General features: G+C 33.1%; 21 protein-coding genes and 1 tRNA gene. 9 read left to right on the forward strand and 13 right to left on the reverse strand.

Features of this window, described 5'->3' with window-relative positions; translation table 11 throughout:
- Window positions 1-64 precede the first annotated feature (64 nt).
- Window positions 65-1,567 (reverse strand): S41 family peptidase, encoded by a 1,503-nt coding sequence (locus OGZ34_RS15810; RefSeq protein ID WP_263360843.1) that lies wholly within the window; start codon window positions 1,565-1,567, stop codon window positions 65-67.
- A 55-nt stretch (window positions 1,568-1,622) separates the two neighbouring features.
- Here OGZ34_RS15810 and OGZ34_RS15815 point away from each other — a divergent pair, with 55 nt between their 5' ends.
- Window positions 1,623-2,003 carry a hypothetical protein gene (locus OGZ34_RS15815; RefSeq protein ID WP_263360844.1) on the forward strand — a complete coding sequence of 127 codons (381 nt, stop codon included), beginning with the start codon at window positions 1,623-1,625 and terminating at the stop codon, window positions 2,001-2,003.
- A 145-nt stretch (window positions 2,004-2,148) separates the two neighbouring features.
- Here the strand turns inward: OGZ34_RS15815 and OGZ34_RS15820 are convergent, their stop codons facing one another.
- From OGZ34_RS15820 to OGZ34_RS15850, 7 genes are all read right to left on the reverse strand, one after another.
- Window positions 2,149-2,727: a DUF4833 domain-containing protein gene (locus OGZ34_RS15820; protein ID WP_263360845.1), complete on the reverse strand. Its 579-nt coding sequence runs from the start codon at window positions 2,725-2,727 to the stop codon at window positions 2,149-2,151.
- A 206-nt stretch (window positions 2,728-2,933) separates the two neighbouring features.
- Window positions 2,934-3,365 (reverse strand): GtrA family protein, encoded by a 432-nt coding sequence (locus OGZ34_RS15825; RefSeq protein WP_263360846.1) that lies wholly within the window; start codon window positions 3,363-3,365, stop codon window positions 2,934-2,936.
- 1 nt (window position 3,366) lies between these two features.
- Complete coding sequence (locus OGZ34_RS15830) at window positions 3,367-4,053, reverse strand: CDP-alcohol phosphatidyltransferase family protein (protein ID WP_173968183.1); 687 nt, start codon at window positions 4,051-4,053, stop codon at window positions 3,367-3,369.
- A 153-nt stretch (window positions 4,054-4,206) separates the two neighbouring features.
- Window positions 4,207-5,013: a phytanoyl-CoA dioxygenase family protein gene (locus OGZ34_RS15835; RefSeq protein ID WP_263360847.1), complete on the reverse strand. Its 807-nt coding sequence runs from the start codon at window positions 5,011-5,013 to the stop codon at window positions 4,207-4,209.
- Between the two features lie 233 nt (window positions 5,014-5,246).
- Complete coding sequence (locus OGZ34_RS15840) at window positions 5,247-6,035, reverse strand: SDR family NAD(P)-dependent oxidoreductase (RefSeq protein ID WP_263360848.1); 789 nt, start codon at window positions 6,033-6,035, stop codon at window positions 5,247-5,249.
- 254 nt (window positions 6,036-6,289) lie between these two features.
- The gene (locus tag OGZ34_RS15845) at window positions 6,290-7,015 is read right to left on the reverse strand and encodes a LytR/AlgR family response regulator transcription factor (RefSeq protein WP_263360849.1); all 726 of its coding nucleotides are present in this window, start codon (window positions 7,013-7,015) and stop codon (window positions 6,290-6,292) included.
- Window positions 7,015-7,638, reverse strand: a complete 624-nt coding sequence (locus OGZ34_RS15850; RefSeq protein ID WP_263360850.1) for a sensor histidine kinase — start codon at window positions 7,636-7,638, stop codon at window positions 7,015-7,017. The genes OGZ34_RS15845 and OGZ34_RS15850 overlap by 1 nt, the downstream gene beginning before the upstream one ends.
- A 634-nt stretch (window positions 7,639-8,272) precedes the next feature.
- Between OGZ34_RS15850 and OGZ34_RS15855 the strand changes: the two genes are divergently transcribed.
- Entirely contained in the window at window positions 8,273-10,651 is a 2,379-nt protein-coding gene (locus tag OGZ34_RS15855) for a TonB-dependent receptor family protein (RefSeq protein ID WP_263360851.1), read from the forward strand.
- 339 nt (window positions 10,652-10,990) lie between these two features.
- Here the strand turns inward: OGZ34_RS15855 and eptA are convergent, their stop codons facing one another.
- Both eptA and OGZ34_RS15865 read right to left on the reverse strand, forming a co-directional pair.
- Complete coding sequence (gene eptA / locus OGZ34_RS15860) at window positions 10,991-12,511, reverse strand: phosphoethanolamine--lipid A transferase EptA (RefSeq protein ID WP_263363139.1); 1,521 nt, start codon at window positions 12,509-12,511, stop codon at window positions 10,991-10,993.
- Entirely contained in the window at window positions 12,498-13,349 is an 852-nt protein-coding gene (locus OGZ34_RS15865) for a phosphatase PAP2 family protein (protein ID WP_263360852.1), read from the reverse strand. The genes eptA and OGZ34_RS15865 overlap by 14 nt, the downstream gene beginning before the upstream one ends.
- 519 nt (window positions 13,350-13,868) lie before the next feature.
- Here OGZ34_RS15865 and OGZ34_RS15870 point away from each other — a divergent pair.
- From OGZ34_RS15870 to OGZ34_RS15895, 6 genes are all read left to right on the forward strand, one after another.
- Window positions 13,869-14,546: a response regulator transcription factor gene (locus tag OGZ34_RS15870; protein ID WP_173968190.1), complete on the forward strand. Its 678-nt coding sequence runs from the start codon at window positions 13,869-13,871 to the stop codon at window positions 14,544-14,546.
- On the forward strand, window positions 14,539-15,804 hold the full coding sequence (locus OGZ34_RS15875) for a sensor histidine kinase (RefSeq protein ID WP_263360853.1): 1,266 nt from the start codon (window positions 14,539-14,541) through the stop codon (window positions 15,802-15,804). The genes OGZ34_RS15870 and OGZ34_RS15875 overlap by 8 nt, the downstream gene beginning before the upstream one ends.
- Window positions 15,805-15,877: 73 nt before the next feature.
- The gene (locus tag OGZ34_RS15880) at window positions 15,878-16,306 is read left to right on the forward strand and encodes a PepSY-like domain-containing protein (RefSeq protein ID WP_263360854.1); all 429 of its coding nucleotides are present in this window, start codon (window positions 15,878-15,880) and stop codon (window positions 16,304-16,306) included.
- A 10-nt stretch (window positions 16,307-16,316) separates the two neighbouring features.
- On the forward strand, window positions 16,317-18,728 hold the full coding sequence (locus tag OGZ34_RS15885) for a TonB-dependent receptor domain-containing protein (protein WP_263360855.1): 2,412 nt from the start codon (window positions 16,317-16,319) through the stop codon (window positions 18,726-18,728).
- 208 nt (window positions 18,729-18,936) lie between these two features.
- Window positions 18,937-19,010, forward strand: a tRNA-Arg gene (locus tag OGZ34_RS15890).
- Window positions 19,011-19,418: 408 nt separating this feature from the next.
- A complete protein-coding gene (locus tag OGZ34_RS15895; protein WP_263360856.1) occupies window positions 19,419-21,026 on the forward strand; it encodes a serine hydrolase in 1,608 nt (535 codons plus the stop codon).
- A 256-nt stretch (window positions 21,027-21,282) separates the two neighbouring features.
- On the opposite strand, the gene OGZ34_RS15900 is transcribed toward OGZ34_RS15895, so the two are convergent.
- The gene (locus OGZ34_RS15900; RefSeq protein WP_263360857.1) at window positions 21,283-21,843 is read right to left on the reverse strand and encodes a hypothetical protein; all 561 of its coding nucleotides are present in this window, start codon (window positions 21,841-21,843) and stop codon (window positions 21,283-21,285) included.
- 181 nt (window positions 21,844-22,024) lie between these two features.
- On the opposite strand from OGZ34_RS15900, the gene OGZ34_RS15905 reads away from it, so the two are divergent.
- Window positions 22,025-22,429: a helix-turn-helix domain-containing protein gene (locus tag OGZ34_RS15905; protein WP_263360858.1), complete on the forward strand. Its 405-nt coding sequence runs from the start codon at window positions 22,025-22,027 to the stop codon at window positions 22,427-22,429.
- A 72-nt stretch (window positions 22,430-22,501) separates the two neighbouring features.
- Here OGZ34_RS15905 and OGZ34_RS15910 read toward each other — a convergent pair whose 3' ends face one another.
- Window positions 22,502-23,191: a hypothetical protein gene (locus OGZ34_RS15910; RefSeq protein WP_263360859.1), complete on the reverse strand. Its 690-nt coding sequence runs from the start codon at window positions 23,189-23,191 to the stop codon at window positions 22,502-22,504.
- On the reverse strand, window positions 23,166-23,870 hold the full coding sequence (locus tag OGZ34_RS15915) for a hypothetical protein (RefSeq protein ID WP_263360860.1): 705 nt from the start codon (window positions 23,868-23,870) through the stop codon (window positions 23,166-23,168). The genes OGZ34_RS15910 and OGZ34_RS15915 overlap by 26 nt, the downstream gene beginning before the upstream one ends.
- Window positions 23,871-23,893: the final 23 nt, after the last annotated feature.

Raw genomic sequence — 23,893 nt, forward strand, 5'->3', positions numbered from 1 at the left:
CTAAATTGAAATAATCTTAGTTAAAATGGGTGATTTTAATTTCTAAATTTAGTTTCGTTGTTATTTATTGTTTTTTCAACCTTTCTAAATCCTCTATATATAAACCTTTGGCAGTATTTGTAGGGTTGAATGCCGCAAGATTGTCAATTTTTAATGGAAAAGAAGGATTAGCGGTTTTTGCTGTAGTTCTCATAATTTGGCCCGTAATTAATTCGAGAGCTTTATTCAAATAAGGGTCTTTTACGTTTCCAAATTCAACCAGATTTAAGAAAGTACTATAAGGATTGATTGGGTAATCAGGTATAATTTTGGCTGGATTTGGGTCTTTGTCTTTATTGTAATATGAAAAAGTAATGGGTTGCAATTGCCATTTGTGTTTAGTACTTCGATTGGCATAGGACGTATAATCATTAGCAGGAGAATCGTATAATGTGTTTGAGCCAACAAATTTACCAACGGTTTCTTCGCCTATTGTGATTACGTTAATGTATTTTTTTAAACACTGTATCGTAAGCTCGCTGGCAGAAGCGGTTTGGAAACTTACCAGCACATATATTTTTGTCAAAGCAAGGCTGTTTATACTTTCTTGTCTCTGAAAAGTTGGTTCGTTACCAACCAAGTTAAAAATATTTACTTTTTCGGAAAGATTTTCATAGCCGTCTTCATTATTGTGTTTATTATTGAAGTCTAAATAAATATATGGTTTATTGGTAAAACCGCCATTAATCATTTGAGCCAGAGCTACTGCCGTTTCTAATGAACCGCCTCCATTGTATCTTAAATCTAAAACCAATTCGTTAATTCCATCCGATTTCATTTTAGAGAAAGCCAAATTGAGTTCATCATTATAATCGGATTTGAAAGCATTAAAAACCAGATAACCAATATTCTTCGCTCCATATACTTTCTTTTCGTAATAAGCAACTGGGTTTTCATCAATTTCGGATTTTGATACAGTCACAGTTCCTGCTTTATCTGTGGTTACTAAACTACCGCTTGAAAATTGCACGCTTGCTGCCAAAGTAATTGTGAATTGTGCGTTTTCTAGTTGATCATAATTACTTGAAGTAAGCTGGCTTCCATTTATTTTTGTAATAACGTCGCCTCTTTTCAATCCTGCCAAAGCTGCTGATGAATTAGGTACGATGTAGTTAATTAAGGCTACCATATTTGTATTAGATGCGTCTTTAGGGTAGATTGCGTAATTAAAACCACCTTTTTTTTCGACTTCTGCAATTTTTGAAACACGTACTATCTCATTACTGTTTTCAATCCAGGAAAATCTATCGACAGTTCCTCTTTGATATAGGAGTGAATAAAAAAGCGCATCAGGAGTTTTTCCGTTGATTAAATTGTTATATACTTCGGCAGAAGTGATTTTGCTGTCAGACAAATTGGCAACGTTGGGCTGCCAGTAGTACCAAGAATTCATAGCTTTCCAAACAAAATTGTTAATCTCATCTGGTTTGGTTGTTGTAGCTTCTTTAGTGTCAGAATCAGAATCCTTGCTGCAAGCTGTAAAAACTAATCCTACAAGTAATGTCTTAGCAATATATTTTAATTTCATTATTTTTTCAATCGTTTAATTTAAGTTAGATTTGTGCTTGTAAAACGCTAAAAGTATGAAAAATAGTATTCCTAAAACCTTCTTTTTATTATTTTATTTTGGACTTTTTTTTCTTTTTTCCTGTTCCGGGCAACTTTTAGATATTAAAAATCAAACGTATAAAAGTTATAGCAGTAATAGTGAAAAAGGATATATAGTTAGTTTTAAATTAAATGACACTGCTGTTGCTCCTAAATCAGTTGTGATTAATGGTATTGTTCAGGATATATCCAAAGCAAATAAAATTGGAGATACTTACCACGTAAATATGATTGCACAAACTACCATAATTCATAATTACAAAGTAAAATTAGATAAAAAAGAAAATGGAATTTATTTTGAGAAAAATTCAAATATCTTTTTTCAACCCGTAAAATTCAAACTGATCACAGACTAATTGAAAAAGTTTAATTGAACTCTTTGAGTGTAATTATTACAAACGTCAGTTCGAGTTTTTTATAAAGAGTAACGGAACAAAAAGGCGCAAAGTCGGAGACATTTGCGTTGCTTTTCATGAGAACACTTCGGAGAATGAGGATACCTCATTTCAATAACATTCTCTCCGTAATTGTTTTATTGGAGGAAACATCAATTCCGGTAACTTCGGCATACTTTACATTGGGCAGCAAAAAAGAACCTCCCTCAATACGCACAAATATTTTTTCTACCTGTATTCTTTTCTGATTTACACTTACAAAAGCATGATATTTTTGATCTGAATCTATCTTTTTCAAAGTTAGGGGTAACTTTTTATATGATACAAATTGAAGCTCAAACTCCTCGTTATTCAGAGTTTTACTTTCTATTCCGTATGCGAATTTGCGTTGCATATAATTAAAATCCTTTTTTTCGCCTTTCTCAGCATATCGAATCCAATACGCTTTTACAGGATTATTTTTGTCTATTTTTCCATTCTCCTGATAGTTTATGGCGTAAATTGCCGTGTTTGTATTGGGATCACGCTGAATATAAAATAGCATATTATCTATATTTTTAGGCGTTGGAAAATTTAATGGCGATGGATTCTTGGATTGTGCCAATAGATTTCCAGAAATCATAGTCACTAAGATCGTTATAACGATTAGTGATTTTGTAAAGTATTTAAATGATAGTTTATTCATAACATATTTTTTTTACATAACCCGTTGGTTAAAATCGTTTTAACACATAGATACATAGATTTGGAGGCTTAAAAAAGACGTTTCACTTGTTTAAAGAAACATAGTTGGATATGTGTTAGAAACTAGTTTCTTTTTGTCTTCTTCTATTACACATAAAATCTATGTTTCTATGTGTTGAATAAAAAACACGATTGGTTATTTATGTATTAATTGGATTCGATTATAGTCTCTTCTTTCTTTGCCTTAAAAACCCAATATTTAATCAGTGGATAGTTAAATCCATAAGAAACAAAACTATCCGTGATTAATCTTCCGATTCTATAATCGATTTGAAACGCTTTTTGCAAAATAAGCGTACCAAATGATTTTAAAGAAATACTTCCCAGTACAACCAACGCAAATTTAAAAAGCTGACTGTTGATGCGACTGCTATAACCCGACTGATTTTTAAATACCCAAAATCTATTGATGCTGAAATTGATAATGGCACCAACCGTTCCGGAGATTAGAATAGAAAAGGTAAAATGCAGTTTAAATATTTCTGTTAATAAAATCATTAAGCCATAATCGGTCATACCACCTATAAATGCTGCAACTTGTGCTCGAAGAAAAGTGAAAATGGTTTTTTTCCTGAACATATCAGTTCTGGTTTTTGTCTTTTAAATCGCCTAACTTTAGAAGCTTTAAACTGTCACTAGTGTTGATTGTAAACAATATAATAGTGATTAAGCCTGCTAAATAGGTAATTGATCCATCAAACAAAACTTCTGCAATTAAAATCAAAGCAATAATAAATCTAAGTTCTGTTGGGCCAACAAAGCCAGAATCTATACTATATTCATTTGTAATTTTATAGCGTAACTGACTGATGATGATCGACCAGCCATACAATGCGACAAAAGCGAAGGCTACTATCTGTGTACCATTTTTAGCATAAATGTAGTAGCCAAAGCCTATAAGTACAATACCAATCCAATCGGCAATAATATCAAGTGCAAAACCATACCAACGACGCGGAATATTTCTGTAATAAGCCAATCTTCCATCTAAAGAATCGCCTAACCAATTTATGACCAATCCGATAATTCCCAAAAGCAAATACCAATTTGTTACATAAGTACCTAAAACAAAGGCTAAAAAAATCAATCCCGAACCTAGTGTACCAATTAAAGTAAGTACGTTCGGCGAAATGAATCCGGGTACTTTTGGAAGGAAAAATACAATCGTTAACTGTTCTGCTCTTTTTAAAATATTTGTTCGCTTACGGTCTGAAAATGTTCTTTGTGCAATTGCAGTATAACCTTCAATCTCTCTTTCTTTTTCCATTAATAGCGCAATATTTTTAAGCCAGATAGTACAACTAATTCTAGTTTTATAGTTTTTAGTTTTATTTTTCTTTGCGTATTTTTAAAAAACTCGGTCGTTCTTTTTAGCTTACCTGATCTAACCAGATAACTAAATGCGATAATAAACAGCATACTATTTAACAATACCGGCAAAACGTTGATAGAAAACCGTTGGACTGTTCTCGTTTTTAGGAGCGTATTTTCCAGCTATAATAGGAATATAGATAACTCTCCTCCTACTTTCTTCCCCACGGATAGAAGACTCAGCAACTCTGTGCCACAAACGGCCATCGTGAATGGTTAAATCTCCAGCTTCGGGATTGATAGATATCTCTTCTGGATCGGCGTTATGATCTAAAAAGTATTTTTTTCGGAAAAGCATTTGATAAATACCTTGCTTGTGTGTACCCGGAATAATTTTAAGACCACCGTTTTCAGGTTTTAAAGTACTTAAATGAATCCCCACATTTAACATCGGATTTAATTTTGAACCGTAAAAAATGTCTCTCAAACCATCGGTATGCCAGCCCATCTTGGTAAACTTACTTTCCGGCCCATTGATATAATGATTGAAAACCATTCCGTCTTTTTCTTCAGTTCCTAATCTTGCGTCATCACCTGCCAATTGTAATAAACCATTAAATCTTGGATCAAGTAAAAGACCACTCAAGGTTTGATGATGCTGATTGATAAAAGCAAAACGTTGTACAATTGGAGAACCGTCTAAATCTTTTCCGAATTTAATTGGAACGCCATTTACTTTTTTAAGGTCATCGTCAATCCATTTTTGCTCCACTTGTTTCGAAGCATCAATGATGGATGAGACAGTATCCGGATTTATAAATTTTTTGAAATGAATAAAGCCGTATTGGTTAAAAAATTCAATTTGCTCATCAGTTAATTGCTCGGTAAGGGTAAAAGTTTTATAAGAAGATACCATAATAAATAGATTTAATAAATGAAATAATAGTGTTTGTAATTTTATCTAAAAGATTAGCGAAGGCAACAACAACAGCGACACATTCGCATGTTGTTTACTTGCATTCGTTCTTTCGGAAAACCAAACATATTTCTTTTATTAGACATACTCTATAGAATTAGTAGATATTAAAAACGAAGATAAATATAATTTCTCTTTTACAAAGAATTTTTTCCTGTTTTTTTTTGAAAAAATTAAATTTTATAAATCCCAGCTGCAGTTTTTTCGATAAAAGCCTTTGGTAGTATACGGTTGGCATAAACCGAAATGATATTTGTAAAACCCGGTATAACCTCTGATTTTTTACTGAACATGGCTTTTACGGCAATTTTTGCAACTTCATCAGGTTGCATATTAAACTTCTCAGCCATTTTGCTAAAAGCGTTTAAACCTGCTCTTGCAGCAAAACCGGTATCAACCGGGCCTGGACTAAAACAGCTTACTGAGATTGAAGTTTGGGCAAGTTCGAAACGCAAAGCACGCGTAAACGATAAAACAAAAGCCTTTGTAGCCGAATAAACCGCTAGCGTAGGTACAGCTTGGTATGCGGCAGTACTCGATATATTTAAAATGTAGGCTTGTTTTTCTTGTGAAAGTATGGGTACTAATAAATGAGAAAGTTCTACAACTACATTCATATTAAGCTGCATCATACCAAGCTGATCGGTTAAAGAAGACTGGCTAAAATCGCCCCACACTCCATAACCGGCATTGTTTACTAAAAAGCCAACTCGATAGTTATTCCCTTTTATCCAATCGGTTACTTTTAACGATGCGCCATCTATCGAAAGATCAATTGATAAAATAGAAGCATTGATGTCATATTTAACTTGAAGATCATCAGATAGTTTTTTTAGTTCCTCCTCACTTCTTGCCACAAGCAATAGCGGGTAACCCTGTTTGGCTAATTCATAAGCAATAGATTTTCCAATGCCTTTGCTGGCGCCAGTTATTAAGGCATAGGGTTTCGTTTTTTCGCTCATTTTACTAATTTAATCATTCAAATATAAAGATTAATTGCAAACTGCTGCTGTCCAACGTGCATAATGGTTACACTACGCCTTCCCTACTCTATGGTACTTATTGTGAGCTACATTCTTCAAGCAGTGAGGTTGTCTTTTTAAATTAATTACTTAATTTACAGAGTCTTAACAATCAAAAACAAGGCATTCAAACCAAATATTTCATACTATTCAAAGAGAGAATATCTATTTAGAAATAATGCTCAAAAAAACTTTTAAATTTCGAATTGTTCGATCCTCTCAAAAAAATCATTTCTGTACGTATCGCCAATTGGAAGGCATTTCCCAGAAACCCAGACTTCATTATTGTCTGTTTTTTCAATCTTACCGATCGCTGCAATAAATGATTTATGAATTTTTACAAACTGGCTGCCGGGCAGGTTTTCTTCAAAATATTTTAAGGTATTGTAGGTCACCACCTGTTCGGATGACGTATGCAGAACTACATAATTTTTTATGCTTTCTAAATAATTAATGGTTTTGACTTCAATACGCTGATAACGTTTTTTGCCATCCGTTTTCACAAAAAAATAATCATCAATGTTCGTTTGGGCAGTTGCATTTGCAGCGATAGGTTCTGTTTGCTGTTTGCGTACTTTTTCCACAGCCATAATAAAACGTTCAAATGCTATGGGTTTGAGCAGATAATCTATCGCATTCACTTCAAATCCCTCTATTGCGAATTGCGGATAAGCAGTAGTGAAAACGATTTTCACCTTGTCCTTAATGATTGCTGAAAGTTGTATACCATTAAGATCTGGCATTTGTATGTCAAGAAACACCACATCAGGTTTGTGTTTTTCTATAAGTACAAGAGCGTCTAAAGCCCGCGTGCAGGTAGCGATACATTTTATTCCCTGAAGTTGCTCAAAATATTTTTGAAGCAAACGTATAGCAGGGGGTTCATCATCTACAATTATGGCAGTAAGGTAATCACTCATCAACTCAATGGCATATTTAGGGTTACTTTGTGGTAGTTATCGTCCTTTGAAACAATAAGAGTGTGGTTGTCAGGATACATTAAACTCAGTCGTTGGCTAATGTTTTTGTTTCCTATACCGTGCTCATCGTAGCTTTTAATAATTCGGTACTTATTCTCTGACGTAAAGATAAACCTTCCGTTCTCAATTTTCAGCTTTATGGTTATAGGATTTTCAAAATCATCACTGATACCGTGCTTAAGGGCGTTTTCAAGAAAATGTATCAGCATTAATGACGGTATTCTGTGATTTCCCAAATTATCGGAATGTATGAAATCTATTGCCACCATGCCGTCAAAACGTCTTTTAAACAGATCAATATAATTTTTCAGAAACATCGTTTCGTCTTTGAGCGATACTATATCATTTTTGCTTTCATAAGTAACATAACGCAGCATTTCCGATAGTTTCATTATATCAGCAGCAACTTCCGGGTTTGTGTCATACAAATCAGAGTAAAAACCGTTCAGGGAATTAAATAAAAAGTGTGGACTAAGCTGGTTTTTTAAAACCTGTAATTCTGCGTGCTTCTTTTCTAAGGTCAGCTGGTTCATCTGAGCACTGGTATTCCAAAGGTATTTCATAAAATAACCTACAAGACTAAACAACAGCACTCTTATGGAATAATACGAGTTATCGCAAATATAATAAAGTGGCGTCAACGTTTCCATATTGTAATTATGGTTGCCTGTTATTTTAAAGAGGAAGATTTCCTCGTAAATAAAACGTAAGAACGGAAAAAGCAACACAAGGCTGAGTTCTGCCAGAATTAGGAAATACCATTTTTTAAAAGGAATCGTCCTGGGACAGATAATAAGATAGTTAAGGTAAAAAATCAGCAGTTGTAACAATAGAAAGCCAATGTGATGAAGAATAACCCATAGGGGGTCCAAATCCTTAGAAACCCTCATACTTCTTAGCAGCTCGTCCAGCCCTACAAATAAGAACCAGAATAAAATGTGGCACAGTATCTCTTTTTTTCTGCTCATTAGGCTAAAGTAATTCTTTTAGATCATAAAGACAACCAGACTGGTTTAATAGGATTAATTACAGGATGAACTACTAAGATTACACAACTAAATAGAAAACAAGACGCAGCTTAGCTTTTGTTTTATAAACTGTGCAATTGGTACTAAGTAAGCTTTTGAAAGAAATAGGCAGAGTAACATTGCAGTGTAAATCAATCAAAAATCATCAATCATCAATCAAAAATCAACTATGAAAAAACTACTGTTTATAGCCACTGCGCTTTTATTCCCCTTGCTTAATCTGGCACAAACATCAATTAAAGGTACAGTAAAAGATCAAAACACCGCCACCGGAATTCCCCTTGCTTCAGTATACATTACTGACGAAAATCAAAAAAAAATAGTTATCACACAAACGGATAAAACAGGTAATTACGTTATACGTCTTCCTTCTTCTTTTAAATCAGGTAGTCTCTCCGTAACTTCCCTTGGCTATATCAAATACAGCAAAGAAATTACAGCTCATAGCCTACCCGAAATCCTGAATATTATGCTGATACAGGACCAGAACCAACTTAAGGAAGTTGTTATTGATACCCGTAAAAATGCAATTACCATAAAGGGAGAAAAAACAATATTTGATGTTGATGCCTCTGGTATAGGAAATGGGAACAACGGACTTGAAACCGTAGCCAGAGTACCAGGTATGCGTCTTGACAAAGACGAAAACCTTGTTTACCACGGTAATAAGGACATACAGGTTATGATTAACGGCAGAAAAAGCTTGCTTTCGGGAGATGCTCTGCGCGAATATATACGCTCCTTGAGGGGTTCGGATCTAAAATCAATTGAAATCATAGCACAACCCTCTTCAAGGTATGAAGCAGCAGGAACCGCAGGTATAGTAAACATTGTTCTGAAGAAAAGCAATGCCACAGGTTTGTCCGGAAGCATAAACACCGCAGCTTACAAAGGGGACTATTTTAAAAACAGACAAGGAGGAAGATTGTTTTATAACGACTCTCTTTGGACACTTACTGCTAATGGATCTTACTACAATGGAAAATCAGTTAATTACAGACATATAAAGCAGAATATTACTCTGGAGGGAACTGAAAAAATTATAGACCAATACAATACCTGGCTGCCAGTCACTAAATCGTCCAGCCTGAACTTCGCTGTAGAAAGAAAGATAAATAAAAACCAGATTCTAAGCACCGAATGGCAGTATTACAACGAAAGCGGTAAAGAAACGACCAGCGGATATACGAATGAATACCTTGGTAACACTTTGCAGAACAGGGTTGATCTTAGTCAGTTTTTTATCGTTCCGGAGAAACGTGTTTCCGGTAATTTATTTTATAATTTTACCTCCGACAGTCTTACCACAAAACTTGATGTGCAGGCCAACTTTTTGCAGTTTAGTCAGGAGAAAAATGGAGCGCAGCTGAATGATTATGCTGATGGTACTTTTATGAAGCTTGCAGGTGAGAACAAAACATCTTACACTATTGCTAATCTGCAGATTGATTTTCGTCATAAGCTTTCAAAGAAAATCAATTTTGAGACTGGTGCCAAGTACTCTTATGTAAAAATGGACTATTACAACCGTTATACAACGAACAATACAAAACTGTTGTTTATACCCGACAGTTTATTGGTCAATGACTTTAAATATGATGAAAAACTCGTTTCCGGATATGCACAGGCGTCTGGTGAATTTGGTCGATGGAACATGCAGGCAGGAATGCGTGTAGAGCATTACAACTTTGTAGCATCATCGCAAATAAACTCCAAAGAGAATAAAGGAGTATACACTAATTTATTCCCGTCTTTTTCTTTTGGTTACAAGCAGGAAAACAACCAGTACAAATTTAGCTATAGTAAACGCATCGGCAGACCGAATTATCTGTCTCTGAACCCCTATTACGAATATATAGACGCTTATACTCTGAACATTGGAAATCCAGCACTAAAACCGCAATATTACGACAGTTTTGAACTGAGTTATATCTACAAGAGTAAGTTGAATCTTAGCCTTTACGGCTACCTTTATAAAGATGGCTTTATCAAGGTTATAGACTACCAGCGTGATCAAAACTATAATATTACCTATGATGCCAATGCGGCCAAAGGCAGCAGGTTTGGCTTTTCGGCATCCATGCCTTTCCAGCCTGCTGAATGGTGGACAATGCAGCTGAGTTTAGACAGCTATCTGATTGGGGAGAAATCAGAAATAAAAAACTTTTCATATAGCGGAACAGGTTTCGGTTATGATCTTAATTTTTACCAGACCGCAGATTTAAAAAAGGACTGGAAGATAACTATGAATTGTTTCTACAATGGGCGTTCTACCACGCCGAGTGGCTTTTCAATAGCTACATATGACATGAGTTTAACCGGTAAAAAAAGCTTGTTGGACAAAAAACTGATCGTAGAAGGAGGATGTACAAACTTATTAAAAAAGAGCTTCTATAACGAGACCACAAAAATTAACAACGTGTCAACTGACTGGACTAATCGTTGGGAAACACGTAACTTTTATATGCAACTAACCTACTATTTTGGATCAGGAAAAAATAAAGAAGTGAAAGCCACATCACTAAAAGAGGAAACCAAAAGAATGTAAAACGAGAGATACTAAAAAAAACAGACAGCGCACTTTTTACTGTGGCGCTGTCTGTCTTTGTAAGGCATTTTTACTGCTGTTGCTGATTTCTCAGACTTATCTGCTTGTCATTAAATGATATATGTTAAGACAAATAGAAATATCTGTACGATACTTCTAAATGATATTGTTTTGATTAAAAATAGAAACTTCTCAACGCACCCATTTTTCAATCAGCTAAAAGCAACACTTCACCAGCTTTATGATTAAAGTGAATCGGAACACAAAATGTCTATAAACTTTCACGACAGAATAGAAATGGCTTCGCAAATGATTAAAAATCTACTTCTCTCTATCCTGCTATTTAAAAATGTTCATTTGCTCATTATAAACAGGACTTTGTATGTTTAAAAAATTTAAAACACTATGAAAAACATGGTTTTGTGATACGGTTTTATTTGCCTTGAGTTGTCTTGAATTGTCCGATACCCAAACTATAAAAGGGATCTCATACTGCTCTTTTGGAGCAAAACTTATTGGCACTCCATGCATGTACAAATTCTTTTCTCCTAAGGATTCCCCATGATCTGAGACAAAGATCATAGCACTTTTGTACTCTTTTAACTCCTTTAGGTCATCAATTACCTTTGATAAAATATAATCTGTATAGACAATAGTATTATCATAAGCATTAAAGAGTTCGTCCTGAGAACATTTTCCGAGTTCAACACTATTACAGACCGGTTTAAAAGTTTCAAACGCAGGCGGGTACTTTTTGCTGTAAGTAGGTCCGTGACTTGTGCTGGTGTGCAGTACAATTAATATCTTATCTTTTTTACTGGATAAAATCTGCTCTTTTAAACCTCTTAAAAGAACTTCGTCATAATTACATTCTTCGCCTTTACAATCCTTCTTTAAAATATCTCTGTTTTGATATTTCTCTATATGTACCGGAGGTTCTCCCCAGTTTGTTGTTCTCCAGACAACCTCTACATTATTTCTGTAAAGGTAATTAGGTAAGATTTCATATAAATCATCAGAGTTGGTATGCTCCAAGATACATTTTACACCAGCTGTTGTATATGTCGCACAGGAATTGGCGTTAAAATGAAATAGATTCTTTGTCTTAGAAAGCAGTGGATTAGTATTTTTTTTATAACCGTAAAGCGAAAAATTCTGGCTTCTGGCAGATTCTCCAATTACTAAAACAACAACCGATTTTTGATTGTCCTTTATTACAGCATTTGGCAATAAAATTTCTTTCTGATTCTTCTTGTATTTATGAATATAAAAAAGCGATGTATTTACTGAATAAGACCACGGCATTGCAAGTCCTCCCAATTGCTTTGAGTTCTTATCAATCCAAAGCCAATTGCTTGCATTAGCAAATACCAAAACGATAATAAACAATAAGGTTAAAGAAGAAAGGGTTAAGAATTTCTTTAATGCAACATTTATAATATTGACTTTAATGATATAAATACTGGGAATAATGCCAAGAAATACCAGGTACAGTATTAGTTTAAAAGAGAAAAAACTACTAGACTCTTCAAAATTGGTATTGAGTACATTACCGATCATGCTTTCGTCTATTATAACACTATAAGTATTAACAAAATAAACAGCAACGGCATTAATCATAAAGAATAAAACCAATAAAAACTTTCCAAGATAACGGGAAAGCGAAAATATGAGGTAGAAAACAAAGGCGTTTAAAACCAGCATCAAAATGACGAGGCTAACAATCAAAACAATGCCGTTGAGACTTTTATAATCAACATGCTCAAAGACATAGGTAAAAAAAGGCAAATGAAAGAACACAAAATTCAGAAAACTCATAAGTAAAACAAAATGAGTTAATCTTAAGTTACTTTTTAGCATAGAGGGCAGTAATTTCATAAATTGAAAGAGTAGTAATTTTATATAATGAAACGGCTAAACTAATAAATGCTAGATAAAAGATGACTAAATCTTCATTAATTATTTTATTGATTAGGCAAATACTGCAAATAAGAAACAAGACAATGAATACTGGATAATATTTTCTATTGTTAATCCAACTGAAGATTCTGTATTTTCGGCTTATAAAAATACCCAATAATCCCGAGATATATCCGAGAATTCCGCCTATAAGAGTATCAAACGGATAATGCGCTCCCACACCTACTCTCGTCAAGACAAGAATCGATCCTATAATTAGAATTGCAAAATACCATAAAACTTTCATTTTTAAATTTTTAGGCATAAAAGCATAAAGCAAGACTGTAAGTATTGTAAAAGTTACAATGGAATGTCCCGACGGCAGACTATTGTGACCGCACAATGCCTTGCCCACAATAAAAAACGAATCATTATTAAATGTTGCTGCCGGTCTTGGTACAGAGAATAAATTTTTTAACGGACAAGAAAATAAAAGAGAAAACAGTAAGCCTGACAATAAAGCTTCCCATAATTTAGGAGCATAAATAATTAAAACACTTAAAAATGATAAAAAAATAAAAGCATCTCCTAACTGAGTAAGATTATACTCAAGACTTGGATACTGTCCAAAATGATGATTAATAAAATAGAAACTATCCTTTTGAATTTGTATATACTGATCAGTATTTAAAGCATTCCGGTTATACAAAAAGAGAACAATGGCGGCCAGAAAAAGCGTAGGCAGAAAAAAAAGAAAAGGTTTAAGTCTTGAATAATTAGCAATAATATAGGTATTCATTATCTTTTTTGTGTTAATTTTTTTTTACTTTACTATAGGTTCTCAAATAACTTCCAGGTTAAATATTGCTCTTCTCTGCCCTAAGAAGAAAACGATAAAGAAAGACTTAAAAGTATTTAAAAAAGATGATTTTTCTCATATTTAAATCGGTATTTTCTTATAGAGAAACAGTTAATAATCCATTAAATATGTAGGCTGCAAGATTAGTTAATCCCATTTTACTTTTCCTGTTCTACACTTTAACAAAATGTAAATTAATTGATCAATTTTGAATAAATTTAGAATTTTGCACGAAAATAGATTTTTTTTTAAAACATTATTTCAATTTGTAATAAAAAAATAGCTCATTGTATTAGTTTAACATATAGTTAACTTACAACTATAGTAAAACTGAAGATTACTCCGTTGTTTAAACTAATTATACAAGCTAAAAAAACACTACCTTAGATTTTGCCAGAAAAGAAACGTAAATTATTACCAATTCAACTTTTCTACAAAATTTGTATATAAACTTGCGGCATGAAGATTTTAATTATAGAAGATGAGCTGGAAATTGCTCAAAGCATCAAAAATTATTTTAGAACCAATGGAATTCAATGCGAAACTGCCGAAAACTATAATTTGGCACTTAACAAAATTGATTCCTACGATTATGATTGCATACTTCTGGATCTGACGCTGCCTGATGGTGACGGATTTGATATACTAAGAGAGCTAAAAAGAAAAAACAAAACTGACGGAGTCATTGTGGTTTCTGCTAAAGAAACACTCGAAACACGTCTGGAAGGATTTAATCTTGGAGCGGATGATTATCTCACGAAACCTTTTCATCTCTCAGAACTTCTTGTGAGGGTGCAGGCTCTTATCAGACGAAAGAATTTCAAAGGATGCAATAGTATAATCTTCAATGAAATCGTAATTGATATACTTTCAAAATCCGTTTCGGTAAACGATATCAAGTTGGATTTGACCAAAAAAGAAATAGATTTGCTTCTTTTTTTAATTGGAAATGAGAATAAAGTGCTATCAAAAGCTGCTATAGCAGAGCATCTTTCCGGTGATATGGCTGATATGCTCGATAACCATGATTTTATATATGCACATATCAAAAACCTGAAAAAGAAACTCCACCAGGCAGGAAGCGGCGACTATATTAAAACAGTTTACGGTTTGGGATATAAATGGGAAAATGAATAAAAAAAAACTACTAAATAAAACAACCAATAGCTTTCTTACTTGCGCTATCCTTATTCTATTGATAGCGGCTCCATTGTTTTATTACATAAGCCAGCAGCTTTATATTTATGAAACTGATGAAGTGCTTCATTTTCATAAAGGTGCCTTTGTAAAGGAAAGTCATAAGGATTTTACCCAAAAAGATATCGACTTATGGAACAAGTATAACCATGACGTAATGATTGTACCTGATATGGGCGTTAGCAGCGATTCTATCGTTGGGAAAATGCTCTACGATCCTATTGCAAAAGAAAAAGAACCTTTTCGCGTACTTTATGCGCCCGTAACCATAAATGGAAAAAGATACACTTACACCGAGAAGATTAATCTATTGGAAATGGAAGGAATGGTTTTTAGTATTGCCATCATGTTTCTATTTATCATTGTTGTGCTTATGATCGGAATTATCTGGATCTCAAAAACTACGGCGGCTAAAGTATGGAGTCCTTTTTACAATACTTTAAATCAGATTCAGGATTTTGAAATTGATAAAAACAAACCACCTCATTTTATTCCTACTGATATTGATGAATTTGATCGTCTGAACAAAAGTCTGGAAAGGCTGATGGATAAAAACACAGCCATTTATAAAAATCAGAGAGAGTTTGTCGAAAATGCCGCACATGAGCTTCAAACACCATTAGCTTTGTTTCAAACTAAAATTGATACGCTGACTCAGCTTGATCTCACCAAAGAACAATCCGATCTTGTTGCTTTATTAAATAGCGATGTTTCAAGACTCAACAAACTGAACAAAAACCTGTTGTTGCTTTCTAAAATTGACAACGAGTGTTTTCTTGAAAAAAATACAATTGTCCTTAACGATTATCTTAAAAAACACCTGAGTTTTTTTACAGAACAGGCAAATGCTAAAAACCTGATTATTAAAACAGAACTTACTACCACTTTAACTATTACTGGAAATCAAGCCCTTACTGAAGTTTTGATCAATAACTTGTTTTTAAATGCGATCCGTCACAACGAAAAAAACGGCAAGATCATTATTACGACTCTTGAAAATGAATTGATATTTCGCAACAGTGGTCAAACAACACCTTTGCAAAGTGAGAAGCTCTTTAACCGTTTTTCAAAATCCAATCCTTCTTCTCAGGGAAATGGACTTGGTTTGGCGATCGTTAAAAGAATTACAGAGCTTAACCATTGGGAAATAAACTATAGTTTCGAAACTAATTTGCATTGTTTTAGCGTCAAATTTTAAAAATTCAGACTTCCTACAGATTCATAATTCAACTTTGTACTATGATTTTTATCAATTAAAAAAAATAGTATCAATGAAAAATTCAATCCTGACATGCTTAGTGCTGCTTTTTTCTTCCTTGGCCATAGCGCAGCGTGTAAGCGAGAAAGACATTCCTAATCGTGTAAAATCAAAATTTTTACTTTCCTACCCTAACCAGACCAATGTGAAATGGGAAAAGGAAAAAGAGAATTATGAAGCCAGTTTTACAAGTGGTCAAACAAAACAGTCGACACTTTTAGATTCTAACGGAAATATTCTGGAAACTGAGGAAGAAATCAGTGTGAAGAAACTTCCGGCCAACGCTCTGGCCTATATCCAAAAAACATACAAGAACAAGAAAATCAAAGAAGCTGCAATGATCACCGATGCTCATGGTACGGTTACATTTGAAGCTCAGGCAACTTCTATTGACCTGATTTTTGACAAACAAGGAACTTATATTAAAAGCATAGCAGATTAAAACCATAAAAATGAAATTAAAGATAATTTTAGTATTGTCGTTTCTTGTAATGAAAATTTACAGCGTAACGGCACAAAACAACCCAGCCACAATCTCAGGATTAATTAAAGACAAAACTTCAAAAACCACACTTCCTTATGTTAATGTAGTTTTAAAAACGACAAAAGATCAAAAGGTACTTGCCGGAACGGTAACCAATGAAGAAGGCCGTTTTAATATACCTGCCGTACCATCCGGAAATTATACCCTTGAAATTACTTCAATAGGTTACAAAACTAAATCCCAAAAAATCTTCGTAGGTACGCTATCCGATTTTCTGGACCTTAATAGTATCGAGCTCGAAGAAGATATCAATACCTTATCTGAAGTGGTTGTAACTTCTAAAACCTCAGAAGTAAGCGCCAAAATGGATAAAAAAGTCTTTTCTGTAGCCGACAATATTACCCAAAGCGGCGGCTCCGTCCTTCAATCGATGCAGAGTCTTCCCGGCGTAACGCTTCATGAAGGAAAAGTTCAGCTGCGCGGTAATGATAAAGTAATGGTACTTATTGACGGAAAACAAACCGCACTGACCGGTTTTGGAAATCAGTCGGGTCTTGATAATATTCCGGCATCCGCTATTGAGAAAATTGAAATTATTAACAATCCTTCTGCAAAATTTGATGCCAACGGAAATGCGGGTATCATCAATATCATTTACAAGAAAAACAAACAGGAAGGATTCAACGGAAAGGTAGGAATCAGTTCGGGATACGGAGCTCTTTGGGAGCGTAAAGCCAATCTTCCTGATATTCGTCCACAATATCAGTTGACACCAAAAATGAACCCATCACTGTCACTGAATTACCGCAAAAATAAAATCAATACTTACCTTCAGGCGGATTATTTATATACCGAAACGCTCAACAAAAATGAATTTGTAACCCGAACTTATGACGATGGTACTATTATCAATCAGCAAACGGTGAGAAATCGTAATACCCATTATACCACCATTAAATCAGGAATTGATTGGAATTATAACGACCAAAATAGTTTTTCTTTTTCAGGGCTTTTTGGAAGTGAAAAAATTATAGACAACGGAGACGAGCCTTTCTTTAATCAGGATTATTCTCAGCGATTGCGTCTTTGGTCCTTTCTGGAAGATGAACTAAAAACTACGGTGATGGCCAGCGCTTCTTACGAACATAAATTCAAACAGCCGGGGCATAAATTAAATGCGGGAATCAACTACACCTATCATCGTGAAGACGAAAAGTACTTTTTTACTAATACACTGCCCGCTTCTGTTGGACAGGATTCTTTTAAACTCTTATCTGATGAAAAAGTAGTTGATATCAATTTGGATTACATTAAACCTTTGAAATATGGACGATTTGAAACCGGATTTAAATTTAGAAACAGGGAAATCCCTACCAACATGCAATTCTTTCCGGGACAAAATTCTCCTATTGATTCCAATGCCGGAGGATGGGCCAATTATAAAGAAATAATTCCTGCCCTTTATTCGAATTATATATTTGAATCGGATAAAATTGAAGCAGAACTTGGTCTACGCCTTGAATATGTAAAGCTACAATACGACGTTAATCCGAATCATCCAACCTATAAAAGCGACGGTTATAACTATACAGAGCCTTTTCCTAATGTTCGTTTTGGATATAAAATCGATGACAAAAACAAAATCACGGCTTTTTATAACCGTAGAGTCGACAGACCGGCAGAAGTTGATATTCGTATTTTTCCAAAATATGATGATGCCGAAATTATAAAAGTTGGAAATCCTGCGCTTCGTCCGCAATTTACCAGCGCCTTTGAAGTAGGATATAAAAAAACCATGGCAAAAGGCTATTTTACGACATCTGCCTATTATAGAATTATAAACGGAACCATAGCGCGTATTGCCACAACTGTTCCCGGAAGTACTTTGATTTACAATGTATTCCAGAATGCGGACAAGAGTACTTCACTCGGAATCGAAGCGATATACTCACAGGAAGTAACTCCCTGGTATTCTTTTAATATCAATGGAAATCTGTATCAAAATACAATTGATGCTTTTACGGTTACCAATTTATATCCTGTTCCAAGCATTTATAATGGCGAACGTCAGCAGATGGTTTCAGGAAATTTAAAATGGAACAATACCCTACAGCTCGATAAAACACTGAAAGGACAAGTTTCTGTTATTTATCTGGCTCCTGATGTGATCCCTCAGGGAAAAATTGACTCAAGATTTTCTGTTGACATGGGAATTAAAAAAACCGTTCAGAAAGGAAAAGGTGAAGTGTTTTTGAATGCTACTGATATTTTCAATACGCTGGTTTTACAAAGACAAATAAAAGCAGACGGTTTTAGTTATAGCAGTAAGGATTATTATGAGACGCAAGTAATTCGATTCGGCTATAGTTATAAATTTTAACCTTTAATTAAATAGTACAAGATCCCATTTCTTACGAAGTGGGATTTTGTATTATAGCTATTATCTTTTTATGCTTTGTATCTGTCACTTTATGTTCACGAACAAGAAATTCCCGCCAGTAGTGGATTTTTTACTTGCATATCTCACATTTATGTCTATCTTTGCACGCTCAACAAAGCTCCTAAAAATAGCTTATTGAAACAAAAATGGCCTCGTGGCGCAACTGAATAGCGCATCTGATTACGGCTCAGAAGGTTACTGGTTTGAATCCAGTCGAGGTCACAAACTTAAAATCCCATTTCTAACGAAATGGGATTTTTTTTTGACCTTTTTATATCGATTTAATCAGTTAATACCTCTAAAAACAAATGGTTTGGTTGTCCTGTAGAGTTGACCTTACTGGATTCAAACCGCTCCTCAACACTGTAAAACATTAGACTTACAAATTTCTTATCTTTATGTTAACAATAATTTTAGTTTTATGGAATTTGACAATGAAAATCTCAAATGAAAAATTACACCTCAAAAGACTCAAAAATGCTTTATAATGAAGGAATGAATATAACTTGTACTCTCAATTTTGCTTGAAATTCAGTAAGGCATTTTTATTTGTAAGCTTTTATTATAATTTTACCCAACTGTCACAAAGGACAAACCGCTAGTTAGAATTCAATAAAAAGTCAAAAAAACATGAAATCAATTCAATCAATCACTTTTATTTTATTATTTATAACACAATTGGGTTTTGCTCAAAGTAAGAAAGAAAAATTAGAACAACTTTTTGAATTTTACAATCAGCAAAATCTATTTAACGGTTCTGTTTTTATTTCTGAAAAAGGAGAAACTTTACTAAATAAAGGTTACGGATTATCAAATGTAGATTTAAAAAAGGAAAATAACGCTAACAGCATTTTCCAAATATATTCCATTACAAAAACTTTTACAGCAACGGTAATTTTAAAATTAGTAGAAGAAAAAAAACTTTCATTGCAGGATAAACTTTCAAAGTTCTATCCAGATTATCCAGATGCAAGTGCTATTTCAATTGAAAGTTTGTTAACTCATACCTCTGGAATTTATGACTATACAAGAGGAAATGATATGAAAGACCAAACGGAAAAATCATTTGTTGAATTTCAAAAAACAAAACCTTTGGATTTTCCAGTTGGAACCGATTGGAGTTATTCTAACTCGGGATATTATTTTCTAGGCTATGTAATTCAAAAAGTTACTGGAATGAGTTACGAAAATGCAGTTGAAAAATACATATTCAAACCATTGAAAATGAAGCAAAGTGGTTTTGCTTTTAAAAATCTAAAAAGTGAAAATAAAACCACTGGCTATGAAATTTTTTCTGAAAAAGAACAAAAACCATCGATTGTTTATGATCCACCTATGCCTTTTGCAGCTGGTGGAATATACTCAACTGTTGAAGATTTAAACAAATATTATAATGGCCTAAAAAATTACAAAATTATCTCCAAAGAAAATTTAGAAAAAGCATATACACCCTTCAAAAACAATTATGGCTATGGTTGGATTACAAGACCAATGTTTAAAAAAATGACAGTTGGTCATAGTGGTTATGCAGAAGGTTTTTGCAGCAATTTTGTTCAAATTCCCGAAGATGATATCTGCATTATACTGCTTACAAATACAGAAAGAGGTTTAGACACTGCCACTTATGCTATTATGAAAACTTTGTATAATTTATATAATAAAGATTATAAAATTCCAATTGTCGCCAACATGAGCTCAGAAACTTTAAAGCAATATCTGGGAACTTATCAAGTAGAAAACAATTTTGTAATTTACCTTACCCTTGAAAACAATAAATTAAAACTGAAAAGAAACGGGTCAACAACTATTCTATTTCCTGTAAAAGAAAATTTGTTTTACGCTGAAGAATTAATGGGTGATGTAGTTTTTGAAAGAAACGAGACTTCACAAATAGAGTCATTAAATTTTCATATAGGAAATCAACTAAAAAAAGCAAAAAAAATATTTCCTTCCTGGGGAATTGTAGGAAGTGCAACAGAAAAAGGCTGGGATGGCCCTGATGCAAAACTTGTTGAAACTGAAACAAAAGGAATTTGGACAATTAAAAATATGACTTTAAAAACAGGAGAGTTTAAATTTCGTTTTAATGACGATTGGACTTTAAATTTTGGAAAAGATATGAGCGACGGAATAATGCCAAAAGGAGATAATATAGAAATTTTAACAGGTGTTTATGATATTATTTTGGACATAACAGATTACGAAAAACCAAAATACAAAATTTTTAAGAAAAGTTAAAAAACAACCTAAAACAGCTAAGGGATTCCTTGCCGTGAGTAGCACGAACATTAAACCTCTACGATACTTACAAACCACTTCTTGATAAAACCTAAAATAATTATCTTACAAATTCACTTGAAACCAGGCTAATTTCTTTAAATCATTCATAAAATGGTTTGTAAATTGTTCAGTAAGGGTCACAAAAATCCCATTTCTTACGAAGTGGGATTTTTTTATGCTCCTTCCTTACTTTTTAAGTTTATATAGGAATATTTTATTCCGTTACGCAATCAATCTGATCCGTTTTCTTGATTTTTTCAATGCCCCTTTCTTTCATTAGCGCTACTGCATCGAGCATTTTGATTAAATGAATATAGGGCGTCGTCAGGTCAGAATAAGGATCTTCGTCACGAGGAGACAAGGAAAGTTCCAGTATGAGACATAGAAACGATTCAAATTCCTCCAGTGTTTTTTCAGTAAATGCTTTTTGAAATACCATAAAAGGATTATCGTACTCCTCCTCCGTCAGGGAAGAAAGGTTAAATACTCTTTCAGAGTGCAAAGATGCTGTAACTTTCCATTTTTTGCTTTTCTCTGGCAGGCAGTAACACACTTTGAGAAAAGAGTTTATAGCAGTATAAAAAATAAAAGCATTAGAGGGATTGTTCGCTTCGTAGATGTCTCTCTTATAGCTGCACATTACCGCTTCAGTTAAATTCTGTTTGTAATAATCCAGATCTGCATAGGCAAAAAAAGCATCAATGGCTTTAATTGGATTTCCCGACACCTCCCCTGCCCAAGAGCTCGTTTCGAAGGATATTTTATTATTTTTCATAATCAAGGAGATTTAAAATTCACAAACGAAGTTCTGTTCTTTCAAAAGGATAATCTATTCAGAATACAGCTATAATATTCTGACAAAACAGAGGTTTTATGAGATATTTTTTTATCTTTGAAACTCAGGATTTTTATACAAATGGCTTTATCTTTGAGCCTTTAGAAAATTGATATTCGTTATGGAACAGAAAATACATCAGGGAAGAAACGTAAAACGTTTTAGAGAAATGCTTAACATCAAACAGGAAGCATTGGCTTATGATCTGGGCGAAGACTGGAACCAAAAGAAAATTTCGATGCTGGAGCAGAAAGATGTAATCGAAGACAATCTGCTAAGACAAATTTCAGCTGTATTAAAAATTCCTGTGGAAGCTTTTCAGAATTTTGATGAGGAACAAGCGATAAATATTATTTCTAATACTTTTGGTGATAATAGCATTGGATATCAGAAAAATGATAATCCAACTTTTAATCCTATAGAGCAAGTACTAAAAATGCACGAAGAAAAGATTGCATTATACGAGCGTATGTTGAAAGAGAAAGATGAAATGATGGTAAGGCTTGAAAAGTTGATTGGTAAATAATTATCTATAAAAGATATAATTTTATAAAAATAATTTCAATAGAGTTTTTTTCAAGAATTTGGTATGCTCTTTTTATTCTAAAACCAATCTAATATTACTTTTATCACTGAGATTTTCTATATTATTAACAAAAAAATCTTTTTGCATTTTAGTTATTGTATTGGATGAATATAATTCTTCTAAAAGATAAATTTTATCTTCTTTTTCTAAAAAATCGAAATCATCGTCACTTTGTTTGCCCCATATTGTAAATTCATTTTGTGTATTATACTTTCTTTTATAAAATGTTTTTATATTTAAAATATAAACTTTTTTTTCAGGAAAATAAAATGGAAATTTTTGCCATAAATCTTTCGAACCAAAAGTTGTATGAATAGAATCACTCATAAAATCTAAACCTAACTCAACAACAAATTTATATAAAAGTGTAGCAATCCCACCTTTTCTATATTTTTCAGTTGTAGCTATTTTTTCAACTATATAATATGATGCATTTCTTATAATTGTATTAGACAACTTCATTGCTCCATGCATATCTTTTCCTGTAATATTATGTGCAATCTTTAAATAAATTACATCTTCATCAAGATCTGTATGGTAAAGTGAAACGTCGTTAGGAATTTCTAATTGGGAATTATATTTAATAAATTTGTTTTCATTGGCTCTTATTTCTTCAAAAAAAGTATAAACACTAAATTTCTCAGGACTAAACAAATTGGGCATAAGTAATTTAATATTAATATTTCTTTTTAAGCTTTTCAATTAAAATTGATGCTTCCCTTTCCGTCATTCGAAGCGCAATTTTTTCTGCTTCCTGATCAATTCTTTTTTCATCAAAAACATATAAATCTTTATATATATAATCAGACAAAGATGATAAAAAAGCTGAAGGAGCATTTTCAATTCGTTTATAAAAAGCTAAAATATCTCTATATAGGATAAATCTCTTGTTTTTAAATTCTTTTATTGGCATCACTCTTGAATCATTTCTAATATCATCTGAGTGCTTTATACAATTATTTAAATTACGTAATTCATTTATTTCTGCATAACAGTTTATATTTTTAATGTCAATATTTTTCTCTTTTAAAAATTCAATCACAAATTCCCATTTAAACATTTTTGATTTTGAAGCACCGTAAGCGGCACTTAACAAAAATTTTAATTTATTTTCAAAATGTTTATAAGCATAAAGAACTTTCATTTCAGAAATTGCTTTTAGTTCCTGCTCTATGAAATAAATTTCCATAATTGAATCAGGATAATCTTCTCTTTCAAATTCATGAGACCGTTTTTTAGTTTTGGCATCAATAATCTTTTCTTCAAAAATATGAATTCCTTCATCTGAAATTCTGTCGTGAAAATTATTTTCAACATTCATGAAGAAAGTTTGAAGACCTAGTTTTGCAGTTTCACGTTGTGTTTCTATATTATTTATCATTTTCTAATCTTTTATGTTACTTT

The sequence above is a fragment of the Flavobacterium collinsii genome (assembly GCF_946903285.1).
Taxonomy (GTDB): Bacteria; Bacteroidota; Bacteroidia; order Flavobacteriales; family Flavobacteriaceae; genus Flavobacterium; species Flavobacterium collinsii.